Source organism: Pseudomonas sp. NPDC087814, from assembly GCF_044742865.1.
GTDB lineage: Bacteria > Pseudomonadota > Gammaproteobacteria > Pseudomonadales > Pseudomonadaceae > Aquipseudomonas.
In genome coordinates this window covers 21,058-45,900 of the sequence record NZ_JBIUVK010000019.1, presented here as the reverse complement: position 1 = coordinate 45,900, position 24,843 = coordinate 21,058, and the positions used below count along the sequence as shown (strand labels likewise).

Sequence of the window (24,843 nt, the reverse complement as noted above, 5' to 3'; positions counted from 1 at the left end):
ATCGTTCCCACGCTCTGCGTGGGAATGTCGCCCTGGACGCTCTGCGTCCGCTCTTGAAGGTCGTGACGCGGAGCGTCACAGGATGCATGCCCACGCAGAGCGTGGGAACGATCATTAATCCAGGTCGCCCATGATGCGCCCGGCAAACCCGAACACCCGGCGTTTGCCACTCAGCTCAACCAGTTCCACTTCACGACTCTGCCCCGGCTCAAAGCGCACGGCGGTGCCGGCCGGGATGTTCAGGCGCATGCCACGGCTGGCGGCACGGTCGAACGTCAGTGCGTCGTTGGTCTCGAAAAAGTGATAGTGGGAGCCAACCTGGATCGGCCGGTCGCCGCTGTTGGCTACGCTCAGGGTGGCGGTGCGCCGGCCCACGTTGAGTTCGATGTCGCCAGGCTGGATCTGAAATTCGCCAGGAATCATGCAGGTTGCCCCAGGGTCTTGAAGTAGATGGCGGTCGGGGTGTAGCGCCCGTCCGGGCTTTGGCAGTAGTTGGGCAATTCACCGATCTTGGTATAACGCAGCGACTGGTAGAAGGCTTCGGCGCCGGAGCCGGCTTCGGTGTCCAGGTACAGCAGCCCGCGTTTGTACTGGCGGGCGCTCAGTTCCAGGGCGTTCATCAGTTGCTGGCCAAGGCCACGGCGCCGGGCCTCGCTGTGCACCAGCAGCTTCTGCACTTCGGCGCGGTTCAGGCCGTTGGCTTTCATGCACAGCGCCAATTGCACGCTGGCGATGACGTGTTCATCACGCACCACCACCCACAGCAGCAGGCTGCCATCGGTGAGGCTGGCCTGCACGCCGTTGAGATAAGTGCCGGCCTGGCCTTCATCGAAGTCGGCCATGAAGCCCACCGATGCGCCGTGCTTCACGGCGTCCAGCAACAGCTCAATCAAACCCGGGCGGTAATGGGCAAAACTTTCGGCATTGACTCGACGCAGTTGGGCGTTCATCGGTGTCACTCCTTGGGCGGCACAGCGCCTGGGTTGAGCGTCAGTTGCATGAAGGTCAGGTCCAGCCAGCGTCCGAACTTGGTGCCGACCTGGGGCATCTGCCCGGTGGTGATGAAACCCAGGCGCTCATGCAGGCGGATCGAGGCCTGGTTGCCGCTTTCGATGGCGGCGACCATCACGTGTTTGTCGCAGGTTTTCGCCCGCTCGATCAGCACCTGCATCAACTGTGGGCCGAGGCCTTTGCCGCGCTGGTCGTTGCGCACGTACACCGAGTGTTCGACGGTGTGGCGAAAGCCTTCGAAGGGCCGCCAGTCACCGAACGAGGCATAGCCGATGACCTGCTCGTCTTCGACGGCCACCAGGACCGGATAAAACTGCGACTGACGAGCGCTGAACCAGGCCTGGCGGTTGCCCAGGTCTACCGGTTGTTCGTTCCAGATCGCCGTGGTGTTGAGCACCGCGTCGTTGTAGATATCGCGAATCCCTGGCAAATCGGCGTGCACCGCATCACGAATCAAAAAGGACATGGTCGGGCCTCAGGCGATGGGTTGGTGGACGGTGACCAGCTTGGTGCCGTCGGGGAAGGTGGCTTCCACCTGGATGTCCGGGATCATTTCCGGGATGCCTTCCATCACCTGTTCGCGGGTGAGCAGGGTGGTGCCGAAGTGCATCAGCTCGGCCACGGTGCGGCCATCGCGGGCGCCTTCCATTAACGCGGCGGAGATGTAGGCGATGGTTTCCGGGTAGTTGAGCTTCACACCGCGCGCCAACCGTCGCTCGGCTACCAGGCCGGCGGTGAAGATCAGCAGTTTGTCTTTTTCCCGTGGGGTCAGGTCCATCGTTCAAGGTCCACTATGAAATACATTCGTAAAAACACCGGAGATCCAATGTGGGAGCGAGCAAGCCCGCTCCCACATTTTTAATCTTCATGTGCTCCAGATTCTCGGTGATACAGCCTCGCGGCCCAGCACGGCCGGGCGCAGCAGGCGCCACAGTGCGATCAGCCAGGCTCGCGCCAGCAGCGCTTCACTGGCCAGGCAGCGGGCCACCAGCAGGCCGGGCAATTGGGTCAGGTCGCCGCGTACCGGGTGGGGCAGGGAGCGACATTGCTCGAGCAGTTCAGGGTCGATTTCGCCGGTCACCAGCAAGGTCGCAAACACCGGTTGCCCGTCCAGCCCGATGGGTGAGTCGAGCAAACCGTCGGCGCCCACAATGCGCTGGCGCTCATGCCAAATCAACTGGCCGTCGCGGCGGATATCCAGGTGCGACTGGAAGTGCCCGAGGTCGAAACGCTCGCCGCTGGCGGGGCGCCCGAGGGCGACCACGTCCCAGTAAAACAGCCGGGCATCGCCTTGCAGGTCGATGCGGGTGGTGAGTTCGGCCTGGGCGGCGCTGAACACGATGGTTTCCTGCGGCAGCCATTCCAGCGTCGCGCCCGCCTCAACCGTCAGCTCCAGTTTCTGATACGCCGGCCCGCCGGCGCGGTACCACTTGGCCGCGCCGGGGCTGGTCAGTTGCGCCCACGCACCTTCGGCGACATGGGCGCTGATATCGAGACGATCACCGCCGGCAATCCCGCCCGGCGGGTGCACGATGATGTGCTGGCACACCTCGGGGCCTTCGGCGTACAGATGCTTTTGCACCCGCAGCGGGCCGAGGTGGCGGCGCATCACCGGGCGCGTGGTGTCGCCGAAACGCGCGTAGCCGAGTTCCAGCTCGGCGTGCCAGCTGGGGGTGAACAGCGCGGTGGGGGCAGGTAGGGTCATGGTCAGTGCTTATCGTTAGGACGCTACAGATTAGATCGTAACGAGCCCGCGCACACCCTCGCTTTCCATATTTTCTCCACGCCCCTGCTGGACGATTTCGCCCCGGGACATCACCAGGTACTGGTCGGCCAGTTCCGCGGCAAAATCATAGAACTGCTCCACCAGCAGAATCGCCATGTCGCCGCGTGCCGCGAGCTTTTTGATCACCGCGCCGATCTCCTTGATCACCGACGGCTGGATGCCTTCGGTGGGTTCATCGAGGATCAACAGGCGCGGGCGGCTGGCCAGGGCCCGGCCGATAGCCAGCTGCTGTTGCTGGCCGCCGGACAAGTCACCACCCCGGCGTTGCTTCATTTGCAGCAGCACCGGGAACAGCTCGTAGATGAAGGCGGGCACTTCCTTGGCTTCGGAGCCGGGGAAGCGTGACAGGCCCATCAGCAGGTTTTCTTCCACTGTCAGGCGGCCAAAAATCTCCCGGCCCTGGGGCACGTAAGCGATGCCGGCGTGCACCCGCTGGTGCGGTTTGAAGCCGGTAATGGCGCGGCCTTCCCAGTTCACCGCACCTTCCTTGGCCGGCAGCAAACCCATCAGGCACTTGAGCAGGGTAGTCTTGCCCACGCCGTTGCGGCCCAGCAGGCAGGTGACTTCGCCGACTTTTACCTCAAAGGAAAGCCCGCGCAGGATGTGGCTACCGCCGTAGTACTGGTGCAGCTTGTCGACTTGCAGCATGTTCAGTTCCCCTTAATGATCGTTCCCACGCTCTGCGTGGGAATGCCGCAATGGACGCTCCGCGTCCGCCGTGTGACGCAGAGCGTCACCGGATGCGTTCCCACGCGGAGCGTGGGAACGATCAGGTTCAGCGGCCGAGGTAAACCTCGATCACCCGCTCATTTTCCTGCACCTGTTCCAGCGACCCTTCGGCCAGCACGCTGCCCTGGTGCAACACCGTCACGTGGTCGGCAATCGAGCCGACAAAGCCCATGTCGTGTTCCACCACCATCAGCGAATGCTTGCCCGCCAGGCGCTTGAACAGCTCGGCGGTGAACTCGGTTTCGGCATCGGTCATGCCCGCCACCGGTTCATCCAGCAGCAACAGTTGCGGGTCTTGCATCAGCAGCATGCCGATTTCCAGGAACTGTTTCTGGCCGTGGGACAGCAAGCCGGCCGGGCGATTGACTGAAGCGGTGAGGCGGATGGTGTCGAGCACTTCGCTGATGCGGTCTTTCTGCTCGCCACTCAAGCGCGCCCGCAGGCTGGCCCACACCGACTTGTCGGTCTTCTGCGCCAGCTCGAGGTTTTCGAACACGCTGAGGGCTTCGAATACCGTGGGCTTCTGGAACTTGCGACCGATGCCGGCCTGGGCGATCTGCACTTCGCTCATGCTCGTCAGGTCGAGGGTTTCGCCGAACCAGGCCTTGCCGTGGCTGGGCCGGGTCTTGCCGGTGATCACGTCCATCAGCGTGGTCTTGCCCGCGCCGTTGGGGCCGATGATGCAGCGCAATTCGCCGACGCCGATGTACAGGTTCAAGTCGTTCAATGCCTTGAAACCGTCGAAGCTGACGCTGATGTCTTCCAGGGTCAGGATCGTGCCGTGGCGGGTGTTCAGGCCTTTGCCGGCGGCCTGACCGAGGCCGATGGCATCGCGGGCGCTGCCTTGGTCTTTGTTCGGTTCAAGAATGGGCTCGAGCATGAATTCCGCCGTCGCTGTAATTCTCATTGGTCGCCCCTCTTCTTCAGCAGGCCAATCACACCCTTGGGCAAATACAGGGTGACGATGATGAACAGCGCACCGAGGAAGAACAGCCAATACTCAGGAAACGCCACGGTGAACCAGCTCTTCATGCCGTTGACCACACCGGCGCCCAGCAGCGGGCCGATCAAGGTTCCACGCCCGCCGAGGGCCACCCACACAGCGGCCTCGATGGAGTTGGTCGGCGACATTTCGCTGGGGTTGATGATGCCCACTTGCGGCACATACAACGCGCCCGCCAAACCACACAGCACCGCGCTCAACACCCACACGAACAGCTTGAAGCCACGCGGGTCGTAGCCGCAGAACATCAGGCGATTTTCCGCATCCCGAAGTGCCGTCAGCACCCGGCCGAACTTGCTCTGGGCCAGGCGCCAGCCGATGTACAGGCTCGCCACCAACAACACCACGGTGGCCACAAACAGCGCCGCTCGCGTGCCCGGCTCGGTGATGCCAAACCCGAGGATGCTGCGGAAATTGGTAAAGCCGTTATTGCCGCCGAACCCGGTCTCGTTGCGGAAGAACAACAGCATCCCGGCGAACGTCAGGGCCTGGGTCATGATCGAGAAGTACACGCCCTTGATCCGCGAGCGGAAGGCGAAGAACCCGAACACCAGCGCGAGCAAGCCCGGTGCCAACACCACCAGGCACATCGCCCAGAGGAAGTGGCTGGTGCCGGTCCAGTACCACGGCAACTCGGTCCACGACAAAAAGGTCATGAACGCCGGCAGCTCATCGCCGGACGCCTGGCGCATCAGGTACATGCCCATGGCATAACCGCCCAGCGCAAAGAACAGGCCGTGCCCGAGGGACAACATCCCGGCATAACCCCACACCAGGTCCAGCGCCAGGGCGACGATGGCGTAGCACAGAATCTTGCCCACCAACGTCAGGGTATAGGCGGAAACGTGCAGCGGATTTTCCGGTGACAACAGCGAGAACAACGGCAGCGCCAGCAGCAGGATCAGCACCACTGCACCGACCGCGACGGTCACCTTGGGGCCGGCCTTTTGCGCGGCCGTAAGCATCAATGGCTGGTTCATCAGTCGATCACCCGTCCTTTCAGTGCGAAGAGTCCTTGCGGGCGTTTCTGGATGAACAGAATGATCAGCGCGAGGATCAGGATCTTGCCGAGCACGGCACCGATCTGCGGTTCAAGAATCTTGTTGGCTATCCCCAGGCCGAAGGCGGCCATGACGCTACCGGCCAACTGGCCGACACCGCCGAGTACCACCACCAGGAACGAGTCGATGATGTAGCTCTGGCCGAGGTCCGGGCCGACGTTGCCGATCTGGCTCAGGGCCACGCCACCGAGGCCCGCTATGCCGGAGCCGAGGCCAAAGGCGAGCATGTCCACGCGTCCGGTGGGCACGCCGCAGCAGGCGGCCATGTTGCGGTTCTGGGTCACGGCCCGCACGTTGAGGCCCAGGCGCGTCTTGTTCAGCAGCAGCCAGGTCAGCACCACCACGAACAGCGCGAAAGCGATGATCACGATGCGGTTGTACGGCAGCACGAGGTTGGGCAGCACCTGGATCCCGCCGGACAGCCACTCGGGGTTGGCCACTTCTACGTTCTGCGCGCCGAACACCAGGCGCACCAGCTGGATCAGCATCAGGCTGATGCCCCAGGTGGCGAGCAGGGTTTCCAGCGGGCGGCCGTAGAGGTGACGAATCACCGTGCGCTCCAGGGCCATGCCGATGGCGGCGGTGACAAAAAACGCCACCGGCAGCGCGATCAGCGGGTAGAACTCGATGGCCTGGGGCACGTAGCGCTGCATCAGCAACTGCACCACATAGGTGGAGTAGGCGCCGAGCATCAGCATCTCGCCGTGGGCCATGTTGATCACCCCGAGCAGGCCGAAGGTGATCGCCAGGCCGAGCGCCGCCAGCAGCAGGATCGAGCCCAGGGACATGCCGCTGAAGGCCTGGCCGAGAATCTCGCCCACCATCAGTTTGCGTTTGACCTGGGCCAGGCTGGTCTCGGCGGCGGTGTGCACCGTGGCGTCGGCTTCGACGCCGGGAGCGAGCAAGGCTTCCAGGCGAGTGCGGGCCAGCGGGTCGCCGGTGCCGCCGAGCAAGCGCACGGCGGCCAGGCGCACGGCCGGGTCGGGGTCTACCAGTTGCAGGTTGGCCAGGGCGAGACTGAGGGCTGTGTGTACGTCATCATTGGTTTCGCCGGCGAGTTGCTGGTCGAGGAATTTCAGCTGCGCAGGTTGTGCACTTTTTTGCAGAGTCTGGGCGGCGGCAAGGCGCACCTTGGGGTCGGCAGCGAGCAATTCCTGGCTGGCTTGCACGTTGTCGATCAGGCCGCGCAGGCGGTTGTTCAGGCGTACGGTCTTGGTTTCGCCGTTGACGCTGATCTGGCCTTGTTGCAGGGCGTCCACCAGCTCGATGCGCGCCGGGTCGGGCTGGGCGGCCCAGTCCTGGAGCAGCTTGGCTTGTTGCATCGGGTTGGCGTTGATGAAGTCTTCGGCGTCGCTGGCGTGTGCGGCGAGGGGCAGCAACAGCAGGGCGGCGAGGATGAAGCGGTATAGGGCAGTGGGCATACAAAATGTCCTGATCATGCACGGACAATGTGGGAGCGGGCTTGCTCGCGAAAGCGCTGGCTCAGTTTCGGATGCGTCGACTGACACACCGCTTTCGCGAGCAAGCCCGCTCCCACATTTAGACCGAGTCGGTCTTAGTTGCTCTTGACGGCGTAATCCGGCTTCTTGTCGTTGCCAGGGATATACGGGCTCCACGGCTGGGCACGAATCGGCTCCTGGGTCTGCCACACCACCGAGAACTGCCCGTCAGACTGGATCTCACCGATCATCACCGGCTTGTGCAGGTGGTGGTTGGTCTTGTCCATGGTCAGGGTGAAACCGGACGGCGCGGCAAAGGTCTGCCCGGCCATGGCTTCACGCACTTTGTCGACGTCGGTGGACTTGGCTTTCTCCACCGCCTGCGCCCACATGTGGATGCCCACGTAGGTGGCTTCCATCGGGTCGTTGGTCACGGCTTTATCCGCGCCCGGCAGGTTGTGGGCCTTGGCGTAGGCTTTCCAGTCGGCGACGAATTTCTTGTTCACCGGGTTCTCCACCGACTGGAAGTAGTTCCAGGCGGCGAGGTTGCCCACCAGCGGCTTGGTGTCGATGCCGCGCAGTTCTTCTTCACCCACGGAGAAGGCGACGACCGGTACGTCGGTAGCCTTCAGGCCCTGGTTGGCCAGCTCTTTGTAGAACGGCACGTTGGAGTCGCCGTTCACGGTGGAGATCACTGCGGTCTTGCCACCGGCGGAGAATTTTTTGATGTTGGCCACGATGGTCTGGTAATCGCTGTGGCCGAACGGGGTGTAGACCTCTTCGATGTCTTTATCCGCTACGCCTTTGGAGTGCAGGAACGAACGCAGAATCTTGTTGGTGGTGCGCGGGTACACGTAGTCGGTGCCCAGCAGGAAGAAGCGCTTGGCGCCGCCGCCCTCTTCGCTCATCAGGTATTCCACCGCCGGGATCGCCTGCTGGTTCGGCGCCGCACCGGTATAGAACACGTTCGGCGACATCTCTTCGCCTTCGTATTGCACCGGGTAGAACAGCAGGCCGTTGAGTTCTTCGAACACCGGCAATACCGATTTGCGCGACACCGAGGTCCAGCAACCGAACACCACGGCGACCTTGTCCTGGGTCAGCAACTGGCGGCCCTTTTCAGCGAACAGCGGCCAGTTGGAAGCCGGGTCCACCACTACCGGTTCAAGCATCTTGCCGTTCACGCCGCCCTTGGCGTTGATCTCGTCGATGGTCATCAGCGCCATGTCTTTGAGCGAGGTCTCGGAGATCGCCATGGTCCCGGACAGCGAGTGCAGGATGCCGACCTTGATGGTCTCGGCGGCCTGTACCGTCCAGGTCATGCCCATCGCGGCGATGGATGCCGACAGTGTGAAAGCCTTGATCAAGCTGCGACGCTTCATTGTGCAATCTCCATGACTCAATGATGTGATGAGGGAGTGATTGCAAAGGCTGTGCCGGGGCGCGCAATCGTGGTGCGCGCGAGCTGTGACCGGGCTGTGGGGGTGGGCGATGCACCAATGCGGCGCCAATCAACGCGGGCTGTGCGTGCAGGCGCACCCTGATGGTGCCTGGCGCCCCGAGCCTTAACTATCTAATGCCTGCGTCCAGCCAAACCCTTGAAAGTGAAGCCTGCCTGGTGCCCCCGGCAACCCAGGGGCAGCGCCAGTTTTCTTAACTTCACTCAAGTGACGATGAACATGGACAGTACTCACATTCAAGACGATCAAGCGGCGAGCACGCGCAGGCCGGTTCCCCATCTGGGGCCGGCATTCGTCACCGACCATGATGCCGCCCATTGGGCGCATCAACAGATCGGCAACCGGCGCGAGACGGTATTTGGCGGGCTGGTTTTCAAGCGTGATGACGGGATGTACCTGCCAAGCGTGCCGGTGGCCGGCACCGCCACTGCATTCGACTTCCAGAGCGACCTGCTCAAGGTCGATGCCAACAGGAATTTCCTGGCGTACGAGGGCCACAGCGTTCACGCCCTGTACAGTTCGCGCGGCGAGGATGGCACCCGACGCTCCGCGCAGATACAGCACTGGACAGGCGCGCAGCGCCGCCTGGATCGCAGCTTTTTCCCCATCAATATCCTGCGCATCATCATCCAGGTGCGCATGCTGTGCACCCGTTACTACCTGTCCGGGTTCTATGGCTCGCTCATCCAGTATGAAAGCAGCGGCTCTGCGACTGAGGCCAGCTTCTTGAACCAGTTGATGGCGGCCAAGCCTGCGGCCGATTTCGACGACTACATCGCCTTTATCAATGAGACGGCCAGGGCCGGCTACCTGCGGGTCATCGTTGCCAACGCCGAGCTGGGTGGAAAGCCTGGCCAACTGCTGGCGCCGTGGACCCTCAATCAAACCCTGTCGCAAATCGGGCAGGACGCACTGGCGCCTCTCGCCAGCCAAGTCAGCCGCCGGTGGCAGGACGCGGTGCGATCAGTCTTGCCGCCGCTGGGGTTTGCACGGCAGGAGAGTCTCTTTGGCTACCTGTACAAAAGCGCGTCGAACCAGTACGTGGCCGAATTTCCGTCGGATGAACTCAAGGCAGCGTTTGCGCTGACCAGTGGCAAGTTGTCACTGCCAAAAGTGCACAAGGCGGACAGTGAGTTTTTGACCTTCGGTATTTACTGCTCCCTATCACCGCAAGCGAAACCGACCGTGGCGAAAGAGTCGTGGCTGGCGGAAAACTTCTTCACGGCTTCTGCGTTGGCTGCCGTGGTGATGATGGCGGGGACCGACGACCTGGGATTGCACTTTTACTTGCGCGCCAACGACGGCGCGCTGCTGATGTACCACTGCACCGGCTCGCAGGCGCAGTCCCAGCTGTTCGCCAATCGCGGCGCGGATCTCGACGGACGCTTGAAGGACGCTACCTTGAGCCCTTCCGAGTTTGTCCGGCAAGTGGCTGCCGTGGGCACGCTGACGGTGGTTGAGCCCGGACGGGTATGGGACAAGGCCGGGGTGGTAGGAGCGCAATGGAGGGCCTTCGCGAAAGTCCATGCGTCGCTGAGCCCTGCCTTCGTCACTGCCGATGATGTCGCACGCTACCTGCATTACAAGGTGGGTTCACCCCACGGCTCTTTTCTCCAGGCTTACATCTTCAAGCGCAGCGATGGGCTGTTTGTGGCCTCCAGGCTGTCAGACCCTGACAGGTGGCTGTCGTTGTGGGGCGGGGCATTGCCCACCGACAACGCTCTGACGCGGGTCGAGCTTGAAGGGCACCAAATGGTTGGCGAGTTCAATCGACCTGTCTACGACCTGGCCGAGGTGCGTGCCAACTATCCTCAAAAAACCTCGCGACAGCTGGCGTTCCTGATCAGTACACCGTCGACTCAAGCGATCGACATGACGCTGGTTTTTTCCGATCAGATCAAGGTGCTTTACACCAGCGGAACGAACGGTACGTTGATCAAATACGCTGTCAGCGGCTCTCGGGCCGAGCGTGAATTCGGCGAGTACCTGGCACAAGTTGAACGCGATGGCCAGGGTGTGGCCCGCGTACAAGGGTTTGACGGCACGCGTGAAGGGCTGATCAAAGAGCTGGTAAAACTCGGTGAGTTGACGGTGCTGCTGGCGGATGAGACCTGGTACAACGTCCAGGGCCGGGTCCCGGCCACCTGGGAACCCGAAACGCCTTTCGCCGCCGCAGCCCCCATTGATACGCCGCTGAGCTGGGTTTTCACTGACCTGGCAACCGCCGCCCGTTATGCCCATGACCGTATGCAGGCAACGGCGGATGGCCGGCGAGTCGGTTGCATCCTCAAGCACTCGAGTGCAGAGCAGTATGTGGTCAGCGAGCCTTGCGCACCGATACCCGCCGGCGAAACCCTTTTCGTGTTGGCGAATGTTTTTGGCAATGCCAGCCTGCCGCCAGGCTTCGCCCTGCGTGGCTGGTACTGCCGCAGCGCACCGGACGCCACCGGCATCGGCGCCGAACCCTGGTTGTACGAGGGCTTTATCGACACCACGGATTTTGCCCAGGGGATTGCCGCGATGCGCATCCACCCCGAGAGCAATCTGGCCTTCTACCTCAGCACGGCGGACGGCGCTCAGTTGGCCTATGACGCATCCGGCTCGGCCGAGGAAAGCCAGCTCTACCAGGTGCTGCCCGATGGCCGGGTGACGGACAACGGGCTGGGGGATGAACTGCGGGCCGCCACCGTGACGCCCCACGAGATGATCCAAAAGGTCGCCGCCGCCGGGGCGCTGTCGGTGTTGCAACCGGGCACGTTGTGGGATGTGGCGGGGCTGGTCGCCGACACCTGGCGACCTTACGCACTGGCACCCCGCCCGCAACTGAGCCGCGGGTTTCTCCAGGTAGAAGACGCGGCACGCTATGCCCACGGGCAAATCGGCAGCTGGCGTGAGGGCGAATACTGCGGCTATATCCTGCAGCGCCCGGACGGTCTCTACGTGGCCACTGAGCCATTGCCGGCCAGCGACGCCGGGCGCTTTGCCCTGGGCGTTGTCTACCCTCAGGACGTCAAGGGCCGCTCACTGCTCCCGCCCGGTCACATGCTCAAGGCCGTGTACGGTTCCAGCCGCGGGGTTTCGTTGCTGGAACCCGAGCGCCTGCAGCGCCCGGGCTGGTCGCGGGACGATGCCTGCCTGGAGGCGCAGATGTTCAGCGCCCTGGACGTGCACACGCTGATCCGCAATCGCCAACAGGTGTCCGTGGCCTACCTGTCGGGCGCCGAAGATTGTTTGCTGGCGTATGACCTGATCGACTCTGCCGCCCAGGCGAACCTGTTCAAGGCGCTCGACCCCTTGCCCCATCGCAGCCCAACGGCCCTCAACCTGGCCAGCGGCACGCTGACGGCGCGGGAGTGGATCAGCCAGGTGGCGGCGGCCGGCAGCGTGCGGGTGGTGCAGGCCAACCCGTTGTGGGGCGCGCCGGGGCTGATCGCCGAACACTGGCGGCCACGCCTGCCGATACCCCGGCGCGAACGTCCGGAGCAGATTGCCTATGGCCCGGTCTGCGCCAGTGCCGCTGACGCGGCTCGGGCACTGCACACGCGCCTGGACCATGAAGCACCGACGCAAACCGGTTTCGGTTTCATGCTCAAGCATCGCGATCAGGACGCCTTTGTCTGCTCCGAGCTTGTACCCGCCTGGGATAGGGCCGGGCTGTTCGCCTTGAGCGCCGTGTTTGCCGTGGATGACGAAGGCGAGTTCATTTACCCCGCGGGTTATCAACTGCACGCCTTGGTTTACCGGCGCAACTGGATGCCACAGGGGCTGACCACCGCCGTACACTGGCTGGCGCAGCATTTTATTTCGGCCGGGGATCTGGCCAGTGCCACCGTCGAGGCCAAGCGCCAACGGGAGACAGGCGCACTGACGGGCTTGCCGGTGTTTATCTCGACACTGGACCAGGCGCTGCTGCAGGTACAAACGCCGGTGGCATCGACGCTGTTCAACCCGGTCCGCCAGCCGTCGGGGGTCTATGAAGACGTGCAGACCTTGATGGCCAGCGGGCAGCTCTCGGCGGTCGGGTTTGTCAACGAAGTGGCGAAGTTGAGCTGGTTGAGCGTTTTGGTGCCGAGCGAATGCTGGGCGTTGGCGGGTAAACTGGATGTCAGCCAGGCCCCATGGACCGCCTTCGCCAACTTTATGCGTCGCCCATTGAGCCCGCTGTTCAGCAACCAGGCCGATGCGGTGCGTTACGTCCACCAACAGCTGGGCACACAGCGCGACACGCTGCAAGGCGGGCTGGTGTTGCAGCGCAACGGCAAGTTTGTCGTGACCCTGGCGGTGCCGGTGTTGAGTGAAGACTTCGACCCGAACGTCATCCTGCCGGGCCTGGACGTCAGCCAGGCGCTGCTGGCCCCTGGTTGGAAAATGGTCGCGCGCTACCGGTCACGTGTCGCCCGGGTGCTGGAGTTCTGGTTACCCTCTGAAGAAAACGCGGTGTATCAAAACCTGTTCTCGACCAAAGTACTGGAGACCGCCCTGAAGTCGGGTCACCTGTGGACCCACGAATACCTGCTGACGCCCGACGGCTCACTCATCGGTTTCAGTACCCAGGACGCCGAGCGCAGCTTGCTGGATTCGGCCCGGCGCAACGAAGCGACGCAGTTGCTCAGCCACCTGGAAACCTCCCTGGCCCCCAACAGCCTGGCGTTGCACGACCCTTACAGCAATGCCGTCGAGCAGCAGATGCGCAGTGGCCGCAAGAGCCCCACCGAGCTGGTCAATCAGCTGGCGCGGGTGGGGACTTTGCAGGTACTGGAGGGCGGCCCGTTGTGGGGCTCTGCCCAGCGTGTGCTGCCGGGCTGGATGCCCGGCCTGGCCTACGTTGCGCCGCAGGCGGCGGTCCATGCCGTGGCGGATCGGCAGCTGGGCCCGGTGTTCAAGCATGCTGACGACGCGGCACGCTATGGTCATCAATACGCCCAGGGGCGCGCCGATTTGAGCTTTGGCGTGATTCTCAAGTCCTCCGACAATGGGCATTTTGTCGCCTGTGCGCCGGTCAAGGGCGACGACCTGGGCTTTGCCCTCGACCGGGCGTTCCTGCGCGGGCAGTTGCCGAGCGGGTACAGCCTGCAAGGCCTGTATCTGAGGCTGCCGCAGCGTGCTGCGCCCGAGTTGCCCCAGGCCGAAGGCTACGCGCAACTGATGGCTCCGGCTGTGGTGCTGGCGGCGCTGAGCTTTTTGCGGGTGGCACAGAGTGAGCGGTTCCTGGCGTTGCATGTGTCATGTGCCGACGGCTCACTGTTTCGGTATCAGGCGGTGAGGATCGACCCGGACTGGGATTCCAGCCGCCGGCAGGCGGCGTATCTGAAACACCTCAACAGTCGTGGCAGCATCGACAGCCATGTGTTGAAACTGGTGGAGTCCGGCGAGCTGCGGGTACTCGACAGCAGCCCGTTCTGGGATGCCTTGTTGCCCCGGATAAAGCGCCTGGCCACGACACTGGCAGTGCGCGATACCCGCATGGCCCTGGGCCCGTTGTGCGCCCACCCGGACGATGCCGCGCGCCAGGTATGGCAACAGGTTGTGCCGCTGGAGCACCAGGCGCGGCTGGGAGCGGTGCTGGGCAACGGCGACAGCGACACCTTCATCGCCGTGCAACCGGTGGCAGACCCGGGCCCCTCGGTGGCCGTGGGACTGCGGCCGGACACACCGGCCTACAAGGCATTGTTCGAAGGCATCATGAACCTCGGCTACCCCGGCACATCGACCCGCTACCCGGCGGGCTACAAGGTGATGGGCGTCCAGCAGTTGTTCAAGCTCGACACCGAGCGCCAGCATCTGGCGGATCGCTACGAAGAAGGCCTGGCCCACAACTTCATTGCCCAGAAGGAAATCCGCGGGTTCATCGAGATGCTGCGCCAGGACAAGATCGCGGGGGCGCGGTACTACTTCACCCCGGTGCACGGCGCGTTGATTGTGTATGAGCCCAGCTATCACGCGGACGAAAGCCAGTTGCTGCGCGATGACTGGATCGACGAAGACACGGGTGTGGTGAAGGTCAAGCCCAGCGAGGTGATCCGCCGGTTGGCGACCTCGGGCAAGCTGACCATCCTGGAAACCGATCGCTTCTGGCAACCCCGCAGCCAGGTGGCGCGGCGCTTGTTGCATGCATTCAAGCAGGCCGACCAGGGGGGTTAACGCCGCCGCATCAGCCCGATAAAAAACAGCCCGCCAATGGCCGCCGTGGCCACGCCGATGGGCAGGTCTTCGGGGGCAATCATTGTGCGGGCCGCCACATCCACCCACACCAGGAACACACTGCCCAACAGCACGCACACCGGCAGCAAACGCCGGTGTTCGGCACCTACAAGGCGCCGGGCAATGTGCGGCACCATCAGCCCGACAAAGCCGATGGAGCCGCTGATGGACACCAGCACGCCGGTCATCAGCGAGGCGATCAGGAACACCTTGAGCCGCACATTGCGCGCGTTCAGGCCCAGGGTCACGGCGATCTGTTCGCCGGCCATCAGCGCATTCAACGGGCGAGCCATCCCCAGCAGCAAAACCAGCCCCAGCAACACCGTGGCGAAGGGAATGGCCAGTAGTTCCCAGCGCGCCAACCCGAGGCCGCCGAGCATCCAGAACATCACCGCCGAGGCCGCGCGATGGTCGCCCATGAACAGCAGCAAATTCGCCACCGCCATCATCACGAACGACACCGCCACCCCGCACAGCAGCAGGCGGTCACTCTCCAGCCGACCGTTGCGACTGGCCACCGCCAGCACCACGATCATGCTCAGCAACGCACCGATGAACGCGGCGATGGGCAGGGTCAGCAAGCCGATCACTTCACCCACATGCAGCACCACGATCACCGCGCCGAGGGTGGCACCGGAAGTCACGCCCAGCAGGTGCGGATCCGCCAGCGGGTTGCGCGTTACCGCCTGCAACACCGCACCGATCAACGCCAGCCCGGCGCCCACCAGGGCACCGAGCAACATGCGCGGCACGCGGATCAGCCACACGATATGTTCCTGCCCCGCGCTCCAGTCCATCTCGCCAACGCCGAAGGCTTTATGCAGCAGGATCCGCCACACCACGTCCACCGGTACCCGCGCCGAGCCGAACCCCAGCGAGACCACGCACGAGATCAGCAACAACGCGCCGAGGGCACTCAGCAGCAGGGCATAGCGACGGGTAATCATTCGCCGTGAAACCCCTTGGCCAGGGTTTCAACCGCCAGCACGTTGTCGATGCCCGGCGTGGCTTGCACGTAGGGGATGACGATAAAGCGCTGGTTCTTGATCGCGTCCACCGATTGCAGCGCCGGGTTGTTCAGCAGGAACTGCTCTTTTTGCTCGGCGGTGATTTCGCTGTAGTCGACGATCACGATGACCTGCGGGTTGCGCTCCACCACGGTTTCCCAGTTGACCCGGGTCCAGCTGGCGTCCACGTCATCGAGAATGTTGCGCCCACCGGCGGCGTCGATCAGCGCCTGGGGCATGCCCAGGCGGCCGGAGGTCATGGCGCGGTCTTCGCCGCTGTCGTAGAGGAACACGCGAGGCTTGTCGGCCGGCAGGTTTTCCTGCACTTGGGCGACCTGTGCCTGCATCTGCGCGATCAGTGCATTGGCGCGGTCCTGCACGTCGAAGATCTTGCCCAGGTTGCGCAGGTCGTTATAGGTGTCTTCCAGGGTGGCCGCCGGGCGCTTCATCACGAAGGCACAGGACTCGGTCAGCTCGTAGACGTTGATGCCCAACGGTTGCAGGGTTTGCGGGGTGAGGTCGCCACCGACGCGCATGCCGTAGTCCCAGCCGGCGAAGAAGAAGTCGACGTTGGCGTTGAGCAGGGTTTCCACCGACGGGTATTTGCTCGCCAGTTCCGGCAGGCCGTCGAGAATCTGCGCCATTTCCGGGGTGACCGACTTCCAGCCGGTCACGCCGCTGTAGCCGGCCATGTGCGACTTGAGGCCCAGGGCGAGCATCATCTGGGTCATGTTGATGTCGTGGCTGACCGCGTGTTTTGGTGCCTCGGCGAAGGTCACTTCGCGGTTGCAGCTCTGGATTTTCAGCGGGTAATGGGTCGCTTCGGCGAACGCTTGGGAAGTGCCGAGCAGCAACGCGAGAGACAGCAGGGAGCGCAGGATCATGGTTGGGTTATCCAGGTGATTCGGGGGTAGCCGGACAAGGGGTGAGTGTCGATCAATGCTTCAACGCCGAACACTTCGCGCAGTAATTCGGCGGTCAGCACTTGGTGAGGTGTGCCGCTGGCGACGATGCGCCCGTGGTTGATCACGTACAGCCGATCGCAGAACGCGGCGGCCAGGTTCAGGTCGTGAATGCTGGCCAGGGTGCCGATGTTCAGGCGCTTGACCAGTTGCAGCAATTGCAGCTGGTAGCGCGGGTCGAGGTGGTTGGTCGGTTCGTCGAGGATCAGCAGTTGCGGTTGCTGGGCCAGGGCGCGGGCGAGGATCACCCGCTGTTTTTCTCCGCCCGAGAGGGTGGCGAAGGCGTGGTCTTCAAAGCCCAGCAGGCCGACGTTATCGAGGGCCTGGCGGATCAGGTCCTGGTCTTCAAGCGTATCGCTGTCGAACAGGCCCTTGTGCGGTGTGCGGCCCATGGCGACCACTTCATCCACCCGCAGGCCGAAGGCGTCGGGAAACTCCTGGAGCACCACGGCAATGCGTTGCGCGCACCACTTCGAGGATTGCTTCCAGACGTTCTGGTGTTCCAGCAGCACCTCACCGTCAGCCGGTTTGCTGAACCGATAGGCGCAGCGCAGCAGGCTGGTCTTGCCGCTGCCGTTGGGGCCGATCAGCCCGACGAACTCACCGGCGTTCACGTGCAGGCTGGCGTCACGCAGTTGGAACTGGTGATGACAGTGCTCGTGGCCTGGTGGGGTCCAGGCGAGGGCGGTGAGGTTGAGTGAGGTCATCTTTACTCTCAGGTCCAACACAGGACAAATGTGGGAGCGGGCTTGCTCGCGAAAGCGGTGGATCAGTAACAGATACAGTGCCTGACACACCGCATTCGCGAGCAAGCCCGCTCCCACATTTGGACAGTGTTGCGTTCAGTTAGAAGGTGTAGTCCGCCGTCACGAAGAACGAGCGCGGCTCGCCCAGGATCCATTGCTGGCCGTCGTTGTATTGGCTGACGGCGTAAGTGCGGTCGAACAGGTTATTCAATTGCAGGCCCAATGTCGTGTTGCGCATGGCTTTCCATGAAACGCTGGCGTCGACCACGGTGTAGCTCGGCACTTCGCTGGTGTTGGCGGTGTTGGCGAAACGCGAGTCTACATAACGCACACCCGCACCGGCACGCACGTCGTCATTGATGGCCTTGCTCAGCCACAGGTTGGCGGTGCGACGCGGCACGTCGGTGGGGCGGTTACCGTCGCGGGACACGGACTGGCCGTTGACCACTTCGGAGAAGTCGTCGTACTGCGCCCGCACGATCGCAGCGTTGGCTTGCAGTTGCCAGGCATCGGGCAGTTGCAGGTCGAGGCTGGCTTCCAGGCCGTTGGAGGATTGCTGGCCGACTTGTTCCTTGAGGGTGGTGCCTGGAACGCTCACCAACAGTTTCTTTTTGACGATGTGGTAGGCCGCCAGGGTCCATTCACCACGGGAATCCCAGAACGCCTGCTTGAGGCCGATCTCGGTTTGCTTGGCGGTGGACAGGCCGAACTGCTGCTGGCTCGGGCTCAGGGTGATCAGGCTGCCAACGCCGTCAGTGCTGGTGGCGTATTGGCCGTAGACCGAGGTGTCCGGGGTGATCGCGTAGACCAGGCCGGCTTTCCAGTTGTTGCCGGTAAAGGTCTTGTTGGAGTCGCTGCCATCCACCAGGGAGTCACTGTCGATGTGCAGGTAATCGCGGCGCACGCCGGTGATCAGCGACAGTTTATCGGTCAGTTGCAGGCGGTTTTCGGCGAACGCGGCCAGCTGTTTGGTGGTGCTGACGGACTGCGGGACGAAGGGGCTGGCGCTTTCAAACGGCTTCGGTACCGGGTGGTGGATGTCCACCGGTTGGCCGGCGCTCGTCAGGTCATCGAACGGCGAGTTGCTGGCCAGGCGGAAGCGAATGCGGTTGTACTCCACCCCCGTCACCGTCTGGCTGTCGAGGCCGAACAGCGTGTGCTTGAAAGTGAAGGTCTGGCGGTCGCCCACCTGTTCCTGGTTGTGCTTGATGCCCAGGTAGCTCTGGCGCACCAGGCCGCCGTCGACGTAGTTGTAGCTCTCGGCGTTCTGCCAGCGCCGCTGGTTTTTCAGGTAGGACAGTTCGTTGGTGGCGGTGACGTTGTCGTTGATCTGCCACTCGCTGGTCAGGCGCGTCCACTGGTCGTTGTAGTGCTGGATATCGTTGCTGACGTTGTAGTTCTTGTCCCGCAGGCCCTTGTGCAACTGGCCGTTGATCAGCGGTGTGCCGTAGTCGTTTTGCGGGGTCTGGTCGCCGTAGTCGGAGGCCAGGGTGAAGCTCAGGTTATCCGCCGCCTGCCAGCGCAGGGCACCGCTGACGAAGTCGCTGCCGGAGTCGCCACGGTCGATGAAGCCGTTGCTGCGCAGGCGGTTGATGTTCAGGCGATAGCTCAGGGTGTCGGTCAGCGAGCCGCCGCTGTCGAGGGCTTGCTGCTGGCGGTCATAAGAACCGTAGCCCAGGCGGATATGGTTTTCGATCTCGCCCTCGAAGGGTTTCTTCGCGATGGTGTTGATCACCGCGCCGGTGGCGCCCTGGCCGTACATCACCGAGGCCGGGCCGCGCAGTACGTCCACCCGCTCAACGGACCAGGTGTCCACCGGGAAGGTGGAAGTGCCCGCGCCATCGAACATGCGCGCGCCGTCGTACAACTGCAGCACCGAGCTCTGGCCGGTGAACCCGCGTGCCGACAACGAGGTACCACCGTCGCCCGGCGTGCCGGTGCGGCTGATGCCGGTGGCCCGGGAAATCGCGTCCTGCACCGTGGCATCGCCCCGGGCGCGAATCTGCTCGCCGGTCTGGCTTTCAACGCTGCCCGGGGTTTGCAGGGCCGTGAGGTTCAGGCGTGAACCTGCCGTGGTCGGGGTGTTCAGGTCGACGCGCTCGTCGTCGACGGCGGGGGCTGAGACGGCACTGGCGGGAAGCGTCAGGGCCTGGGCAGTGTTTTGCAGGGCGAGCAGGCACAGGCCGGACGCAAGGTACTTGTTCATCGGACGATAAATCGCTTCTTCGAGACGGTACTCGCCGCAGGGCGCGGCGAGTGGGAAAACACATTAAGTGTTACAACATAACACTTTGTGCGGCGTGGGCGAAAGCCCGCGTAAGACTACATAACGCCTCTAGGTAGGGCATCTCGTCTGTTTCACGCTGAACCTGAGGCAGATTCACGTTGGCCAAACCACCGTGAAAGCACCAGGCGATCCAGTGCCCAGACCACGATCAGCGAGGCGCCCACCAGCGGAAAGACAATCGCCAGCCCGAGCATGATCACCATCGCGGTTTTCCATTTCGGCAGGTCATGGCGCAACGGTGGAACCCCCAGGCTGCCCTGTGGCCGACGCTTCCACCAGATCACCACACCGCTGACGGCGCTGAGCAGGATCATCAGGCAAATCAGCAGCACGATGATCTGATTGACCACGCCAAACATCTTGCCTTCGTGCAGCATCACGCCCGATTCGGTAACCCGCGCCACGCTGTTGTAGTGCTCCCAGCGCACATCGGCCAGGACCTTGCCGGAGTATTGGTCCACATGCAGGGTGGCGTCATTGCGCGGGTCGTTGGCGAACACCGCGAGGGTGAACACGCCTTCGGCAGTGGTGGGGAAGGTGATGCTGTAGCCGGGCTCGACCTTGCGTGAGTTGGCGAGGTCGACCACCTGTTGCAGGCGGATACTCGGGGCTGCCGGGCCCTGGCTCATGCCGGCGAGCTTCATGTGCTCGGCATGCTCGCCAGACATCGGCATCGGCGTGTTTTCCATGGCCCACGGCACGGTTTGTTGGCTCGCGGTGTTGAGGCTGCGGGCCTGCTGGTCGGACTGCGGCACGTTGTTCCACATGGCCGCCGGGAATTTATTCCACAGCTCGGCGTATTGCTTGCCCCAGAAGCCGGTCCAGGTCATGCCGCTGAGCAGCATCACCAGCAGGAACGCCGCGCCCCAGAAACCGGCAACCGCGTGCAAATCGCGCCAGAACAAGCGGCCGCGACTGCCCAGCCGCGGCCACAGAATGCCCGCCGCCGACTTGCCTCGCGGCCACCACAGATACACGCCCGAAATCACCAGCATCACGCCCCAGCCGGCGGCCAGTTCCACCAGGCGATCACCGACGGTGCCGATCATCAACTCGCCATGCAGCGCGCGGGCGATGGCTTGCAGGTTGTACTTGGCGTCCTGTTCGCCGAGCACGGTGCCGCGATACGGGTCGACGAATACAGTCACTTCGCGCCCGTCGTTGTGCATCACGAATTGCGCGCTGCTGGTGGCGTCGGCAGGTGGCAGGTACTTGCTGATCTTGCCTTGTGGATAGGCAGCCTGGGCACGTTGCAGTTGCTCGTCGGCACTCAGCGCGTGTTCGGCGCTTTGCACGGTCAGCAGGTTGCCGTACATCAGCGGGTCGAGTTGGGGTTTGAACAGGTAGATGATGCCGGTCAGGGCCAGCAGCACCATGAACGGCGCGACAAACAGCCCGGCGTAGAAATGCCAGCGCCAGGCCAGGTTGTAGAAGGAAATCTTCGGTGGGTTCATCAGGGTGCTCCGCAAAGGCTTGGATTTTTTGTGTTATCGAGGACGCCATCGCGGGCAAGCCCGCTCCCACAAGGGAATGCATTGCAACTGTGGGAGCTGGCTTGCCTGCGATGCGCTTAGAAGCTCATGTCCACCTTGGTCCAGAGCGTGCGCCCCGGTTCCTTGATGGCTTGCGGGTCATTGGCCGGGTAGCCGAACCCGGCGTTGCCGGCCAGGTTCAGGTGCTCGGCGTACGCCTTGCCGAACAGGTTGTCGACGCCGGTGCTGACCTTGAAATTCTTGTTGATGCGATACGCCGCGTTCAGCGAGAACACGCCAAACCCCGAGCTTTTGTCGAAGTCCTTGCCCACCACGTTGCCCTTGTTCTGGTCGATGCGGTTTTGCGCCGCGACCACCCGCCACAAAGCACCGGCACTCCAGTCGTCCTGGCTGTAGGTCAGCCCGAAGCGCGCATCCAGCGGCGGGATTTGCGGCAGCGGTTTGCCGTCGCTGCTGTTCTTGCCCCAGGCGTAGGCGAAGGTGGCATCGGCCTTCCAGTTGGCGGTCAGCTTGTAGGCTGCGCCCAATTCACCGCCCATGATTCGCGCGTCCACATTGCGCGCCTGGGAGGTGGTGCCCATCATTCCCGGCTGGTAGTCGAACAGGATGAAATCACGCACCTGGCCGACGTAGCCCGAGGCCCAGGCGTCGAGATCGGCGGATTTGTATTGCAGGCCAAAATCCAGCTGGGTGGTTTTTTCAGGCTTCACACCGTCGAAGGCATTCACGGAACCGACCGACCCGGTGTCGGGAGAAAACAGCTCCCAGTAATCAGGGAAACGCTCCGAATGCCCAAGCCCTGCGTACAGGGTGGCAGGGCTGTCCGCCAGATCGTGCTCGTAGCGCACAAAGCCCGACGGCAGCGTATCGGCGCGGGTTTTACCGGCGGTGGGGTTGGGGCTGCTCATCATCCCGGAGCTGATGGTTTGCCGGAAATCCTTGGCCGAGGCGCGGTCGACGCGGGCGCCGGTGATCAGCCGGTCGCGGTCGGCGGCGTACCAGGTCAGTTCGCCGAACACCCCGTAGTTGTGGAAGTTGGCGTCCTTGCTGCGGGGCAGGTCCTTGTAGGTGTCGACGCCCATGGCGCTGCGTTCGCGGTGTTCGTTGGTTTGTGCATCAATGCCGCTGATCAACTGCACATCGGCCCAGCGCCAGGTGGCCTTGATACGGGCGCCGAGGGTGCGGCGGTCGACGTTGGCCGCCATGGGACCGGCCATCATCCCGGTGCCCGACGGGACGCGCAGGGTGTAGTTGTCCATCACGTGGTCGGCGTAGTTGTAGTAGACCTGCGCTTCGACCTTATCCAGCACCTCGCCGATGTTCGATTTCTCGAAGCGCAATCCGAGGCTCTCGCGCAAAAACTGCGAACCGTCCATGCCACGCCCGGCGTAGCGGGCTTCGCCATCGCCACGGCCGGCGCTGAGTTCCAGCAGGGTGTCGGCGTCCGGGGTCCAGCCCACGGCCACGTCGCCGTTCCACTTGTCGTAGCGCGAGGCGACGGTGTCGTTGTTGCCGTCCTTGTAGTCATCGGCGTGGGCCTGGTTGCCGATCACCCGCACATAACCCAGCGGCCCGCCGGCTGCTGCGTCGACGACTTTGTCGAAACGCCCGTTGGAGCCCGCCAGGATGCTGGCGTTGACCCGCGTGCCCAGCTCGCCGAATTGCTCGGGCTCGCGCTCGAACAGGACCGTGCCGGCTGAAGCGCCCGGGCCCCAGAGCACGGTTTGCGGGCCTTTGATCACGGTGAGCTTGTCGTAGGTTTCCGGTGAGATATAGGAGGTGGGCGCATCCATCCGGCCGGGGCAGGCGCCGAGCATCATGCTGCCGTTGGTGAGGATGTTCAGGCGTGAGCCGAACATGCCCCGCAGCACCGGGTCGCCGTTGGTGCCGCCGTTGCGCACCAGGGCGAAGCCGGGGATGGTCTTGAGGTAGTCGCCGCCATCGCTGGCGGGCACCGGTTGGCGCGGGTCTTTCGGGTTGGTGACGACGGTCAGTGGTGAGCTGGGGGCAATGGCGGTGATCACCGTCGGGCTCAGTTCGTTCTGGTCGGCAGGCTCGTCGGCGTGGACCTGAGGAACCAGCAGCGCGCCACACAGAACGGCGAAAACGGGAGTACATCCCAAACGGGTGTCAGCAGAAAACCTGGACATGAAAAATTCCATCATTCATTCGTAAACAACACGGCCAGCAGCCTGCGGCTGTCTGTCTAAAGTCGGCCGGGGTGAAGTAACGGTGTGAAGTGCTTACGCGATGATGGGCGGGGCGCGGCTGCGGGCACCGGGGAACACGGTTTGCCGGGCATGGCCCAGGCGTGGGGCGGGGGTCAGGGCGTTGGCGGGCGGCGGGCTGCCGAGGGTGACAAACGACACGCTGCCAGGCAGCGCCGGGCAACTGAAGAGCAGGCTGCAATAGCCGCACTTTTCCCAGAGCACGTGGTGTTCGTCGGGTGCTTTGTGGTGATCGGTCGCAGGCTTGGCGGCGCCATGGCAGCTCGGCGCGTCCATGGACATTTCCATCGACATGCCGGCGTGATGATCCATCGGCATCGCTTGGGAAATCAGCGGACCGATAAAGATCATCAGCATGGCGAACAGGCTGATCCAGCTGCCGCGCATAAGGCCTACAGGCTTACGGCGGTGCGGGGACAACCTGGCGCGTGGGGCGCCCATCAAGGTTTATCTATTGGGCGTGCATGTGTTCGTGGCCGGCCATGGGCGGCTGCTTCTGCACTGACACTTCCACCTTCACTGGCCCGGCCTTTTCAAAGTTCAGGGTCAGCGGAAAATGCTGGCCGTCGTGCAAAACGCTGCGGTCCTTCAGGTCCAGCAGCATCACGTGGTAGGCCATGGGCGCGAACGTCAGGTCACCTTTGGCCGGCACCGCGACGCTGGTCACCTGCTGCATCTTCATCAGATCGCCCTGCATCACATGCTCATGCAGTTCGGCCTTGGCGGCCACGGGCGTGTCGACGCTGAGCAAGCGATCCGCATGCTCGCCCTGGTTATGAATCACGAAATACGCCGCGACGGTCGGCGCATTGGGCGGCAGTTCCTGGGACCAGGGTTCGCTGACCACCAGTTCGCCGACCTTGAAGTCTTCGGCATTGGCAGCAGCACACACCGGCAGCAACAACGCAGCCAGAAGCAGGGAAGATTTGAGCATGGCAGTTCTCCAGAACGGTTCTAAACGCAGTTCACTTGCGAAGAAATCAGACCGTTGGAGAGGCGCGGGGGTTAAGGCTCGGCCATTGCTGGCGCGGGGTGGGGGATTGCAATGACGGCGGCGGCAGGTCTTGCACCGCGTCGAATCTTGCGAAATACAGTGTTGGTGAATGCCCCGGCAACGCCACTAATGGCGCCGAGCCCGAGCAGCACCAGCAATGCTGCATGGTGGAGTGATCGTCTTGCTGCGGCGCCGGAATCTCCAGCTTGCCCAGGGCAATGGCCGTCAGCTTGTTGGCATTGGAGGAGCAGAAACTGCCCCAGAGCAGTTGGTCGAGGGAATTGTTCGAGCGCTGCATCGCTCCGGCCATCGGCATGGCAAACGCATTGAACAGCACTGCAAAGCAGGCGATCCAGGCAATTGCAAAGCGTTGACGGGCCATGGCGGACAATCCGTAGGGTTAAGCGATCAGGTGGGTATTTAGCCTGATCGGGGA

At 63.2% G+C, this 24,843-nt stretch carries 20 protein-coding genes; 1 reads left to right on the top strand and 19 read right to left on the bottom strand.

Features of this window, described 5'->3' with window-relative positions; all coding sequences use genetic code 11:
- Positions 1–114: 114 nt before the first annotated feature.
- From ACIOMR_RS16520 to urtA, 10 genes are all read right to left on the bottom strand, one after another.
- A complete protein-coding gene (locus tag ACIOMR_RS16520) occupies positions 115–423 on the bottom strand; it encodes an urease subunit beta (protein ID WP_003217389.1) in 309 nt (102 codons plus the stop codon).
- Positions 420–950: a GNAT family N-acetyltransferase gene (locus ACIOMR_RS16515; protein WP_401195252.1), complete on the bottom strand. Its 531-nt coding sequence runs from the start codon at positions 948–950 to the stop codon at positions 420–422. The genes ACIOMR_RS16520 and ACIOMR_RS16515 overlap by 4 nt, the downstream gene beginning before the upstream one ends.
- Before the next feature lie 5 nt (positions 951–955).
- Positions 956–1,477: a GNAT family N-acetyltransferase gene (locus ACIOMR_RS16510; RefSeq protein ID WP_003217385.1), complete on the bottom strand. Its 522-nt coding sequence runs from the start codon at positions 1,475–1,477 to the stop codon at positions 956–958.
- A gap of 9 nt (positions 1,478–1,486) precedes the next feature.
- Complete coding sequence (gene ureA, locus ACIOMR_RS16505; protein ID WP_003217383.1) at positions 1,487–1,789, bottom strand: urease subunit gamma; 303 nt, start codon at positions 1,787–1,789, stop codon at positions 1,487–1,489.
- Positions 1,790–1,876: 87 nt separating this feature from the next.
- Positions 1,877–2,716, bottom strand: a complete 840-nt coding sequence (locus ACIOMR_RS16500; protein WP_003217381.1) for an urease accessory protein UreD — start codon at positions 2,714–2,716, stop codon at positions 1,877–1,879.
- 30 nt (positions 2,717–2,746) lie between these two features.
- The gene (gene urtE, locus ACIOMR_RS16495; protein WP_003217380.1) at positions 2,747–3,445 is read right to left on the bottom strand and encodes an urea ABC transporter ATP-binding subunit UrtE; all 699 of its coding nucleotides are present in this window, start codon (positions 3,443–3,445) and stop codon (positions 2,747–2,749) included.
- 127 nt (positions 3,446–3,572) lie between these two features.
- On the bottom strand, positions 3,573–4,433 hold the full coding sequence (urtD, locus tag ACIOMR_RS16490) for an urea ABC transporter ATP-binding protein UrtD (protein ID WP_003217378.1): 861 nt from the start codon (positions 4,431–4,433) through the stop codon (positions 3,573–3,575).
- Positions 4,430–5,509 (bottom strand): urea ABC transporter permease subunit UrtC, encoded by a 1,080-nt coding sequence (gene urtC, locus ACIOMR_RS16485; protein ID WP_003217376.1) that lies wholly within the window; start codon positions 5,507–5,509, stop codon positions 4,430–4,432. The genes urtD and urtC overlap by 4 nt, the downstream gene beginning before the upstream one ends.
- Complete coding sequence (gene urtB / locus ACIOMR_RS16480) at positions 5,509–7,011, bottom strand: urea ABC transporter permease subunit UrtB (protein ID WP_003217374.1); 1,503 nt, start codon at positions 7,009–7,011, stop codon at positions 5,509–5,511. The genes urtC and urtB overlap by 1 nt, the downstream gene beginning before the upstream one ends.
- 134 nt (positions 7,012–7,145) lie before the next feature.
- Positions 7,146–8,411, bottom strand: a complete 1,266-nt coding sequence (gene urtA / locus ACIOMR_RS16475; RefSeq protein WP_003217372.1) for an urea ABC transporter substrate-binding protein — start codon at positions 8,409–8,411, stop codon at positions 7,146–7,148.
- Positions 8,412–8,708: 297 nt separating this feature from the next.
- On the opposite strand from urtA, the gene ACIOMR_RS16470 reads away from it, so the two are divergent.
- On the top strand, positions 8,709–14,630 hold the full coding sequence (locus tag ACIOMR_RS16470; RefSeq protein ID WP_401195246.1) for a hypothetical protein: 5,922 nt from the start codon (positions 8,709–8,711) through the stop codon (positions 14,628–14,630).
- On the opposite strand, the gene ACIOMR_RS16465 is transcribed toward ACIOMR_RS16470, so the two are convergent.
- From ACIOMR_RS16465 to ACIOMR_RS16425, 9 genes are all read right to left on the bottom strand, one after another.
- Entirely contained in the window at positions 14,627–15,637 is a 1,011-nt protein-coding gene (locus ACIOMR_RS16465) for a FecCD family ABC transporter permease (RefSeq protein WP_401195243.1), read from the bottom strand. The two genes, ACIOMR_RS16470 and ACIOMR_RS16465, sit on opposite strands and share 4 nt — an antisense overlap.
- Positions 15,634–16,581, bottom strand: a complete 948-nt coding sequence (locus ACIOMR_RS16460; protein WP_008439045.1) for an ABC transporter substrate-binding protein — start codon at positions 16,579–16,581, stop codon at positions 15,634–15,636. The genes ACIOMR_RS16465 and ACIOMR_RS16460 overlap by 4 nt, the downstream gene beginning before the upstream one ends.
- Positions 16,578–17,366, bottom strand: coding sequence for an ABC transporter ATP-binding protein (locus tag ACIOMR_RS16455; protein ID WP_401195239.1), 789 nt, complete (start codon positions 17,364–17,366; stop codon positions 16,578–16,580). The genes ACIOMR_RS16460 and ACIOMR_RS16455 overlap by 4 nt, the downstream gene beginning before the upstream one ends.
- Positions 17,367–17,505: 139 nt before the next feature.
- The gene (locus tag ACIOMR_RS16450) at positions 17,506–19,611 is read right to left on the bottom strand and encodes a TonB-dependent siderophore receptor (RefSeq protein WP_102368002.1); all 2,106 of its coding nucleotides are present in this window, start codon (positions 19,609–19,611) and stop codon (positions 17,506–17,508) included.
- A 152-nt stretch (positions 19,612–19,763) separates the two neighbouring features.
- Positions 19,764–21,146, bottom strand: coding sequence for a PepSY domain-containing protein (locus ACIOMR_RS16445; RefSeq protein ID WP_102368003.1), 1,383 nt, complete (start codon positions 21,144–21,146; stop codon positions 19,764–19,766).
- Positions 21,147–21,262: 116 nt separating this feature from the next.
- Complete coding sequence (locus tag ACIOMR_RS16440; protein WP_102370217.1) at positions 21,263–23,335, bottom strand: TonB-dependent copper receptor; 2,073 nt, start codon at positions 23,333–23,335, stop codon at positions 21,263–21,265.
- 93 nt (positions 23,336–23,428) lie between these two features.
- Positions 23,429–23,800 carry a DUF2946 domain-containing protein gene (locus ACIOMR_RS16435; RefSeq protein ID WP_003217356.1) on the bottom strand — a complete coding sequence of 124 codons (372 nt, stop codon included), beginning with the start codon at positions 23,798–23,800 and terminating at the stop codon, positions 23,429–23,431.
- Positions 23,801–23,864: 64 nt separating this feature from the next.
- Positions 23,865–24,347 (bottom strand): copper chaperone PCu(A)C, encoded by a 483-nt coding sequence (locus tag ACIOMR_RS16430; RefSeq protein WP_102368004.1) that lies wholly within the window; start codon positions 24,345–24,347, stop codon positions 23,865–23,867.
- 46 nt (positions 24,348–24,393) lie between these two features.
- Positions 24,394–24,789: a DUF2946 domain-containing protein gene (locus ACIOMR_RS16425; RefSeq protein ID WP_102368005.1), complete on the bottom strand. Its 396-nt coding sequence runs from the start codon at positions 24,787–24,789 to the stop codon at positions 24,394–24,396.
- Positions 24,790–24,843 lie beyond the last annotated feature (54 nt).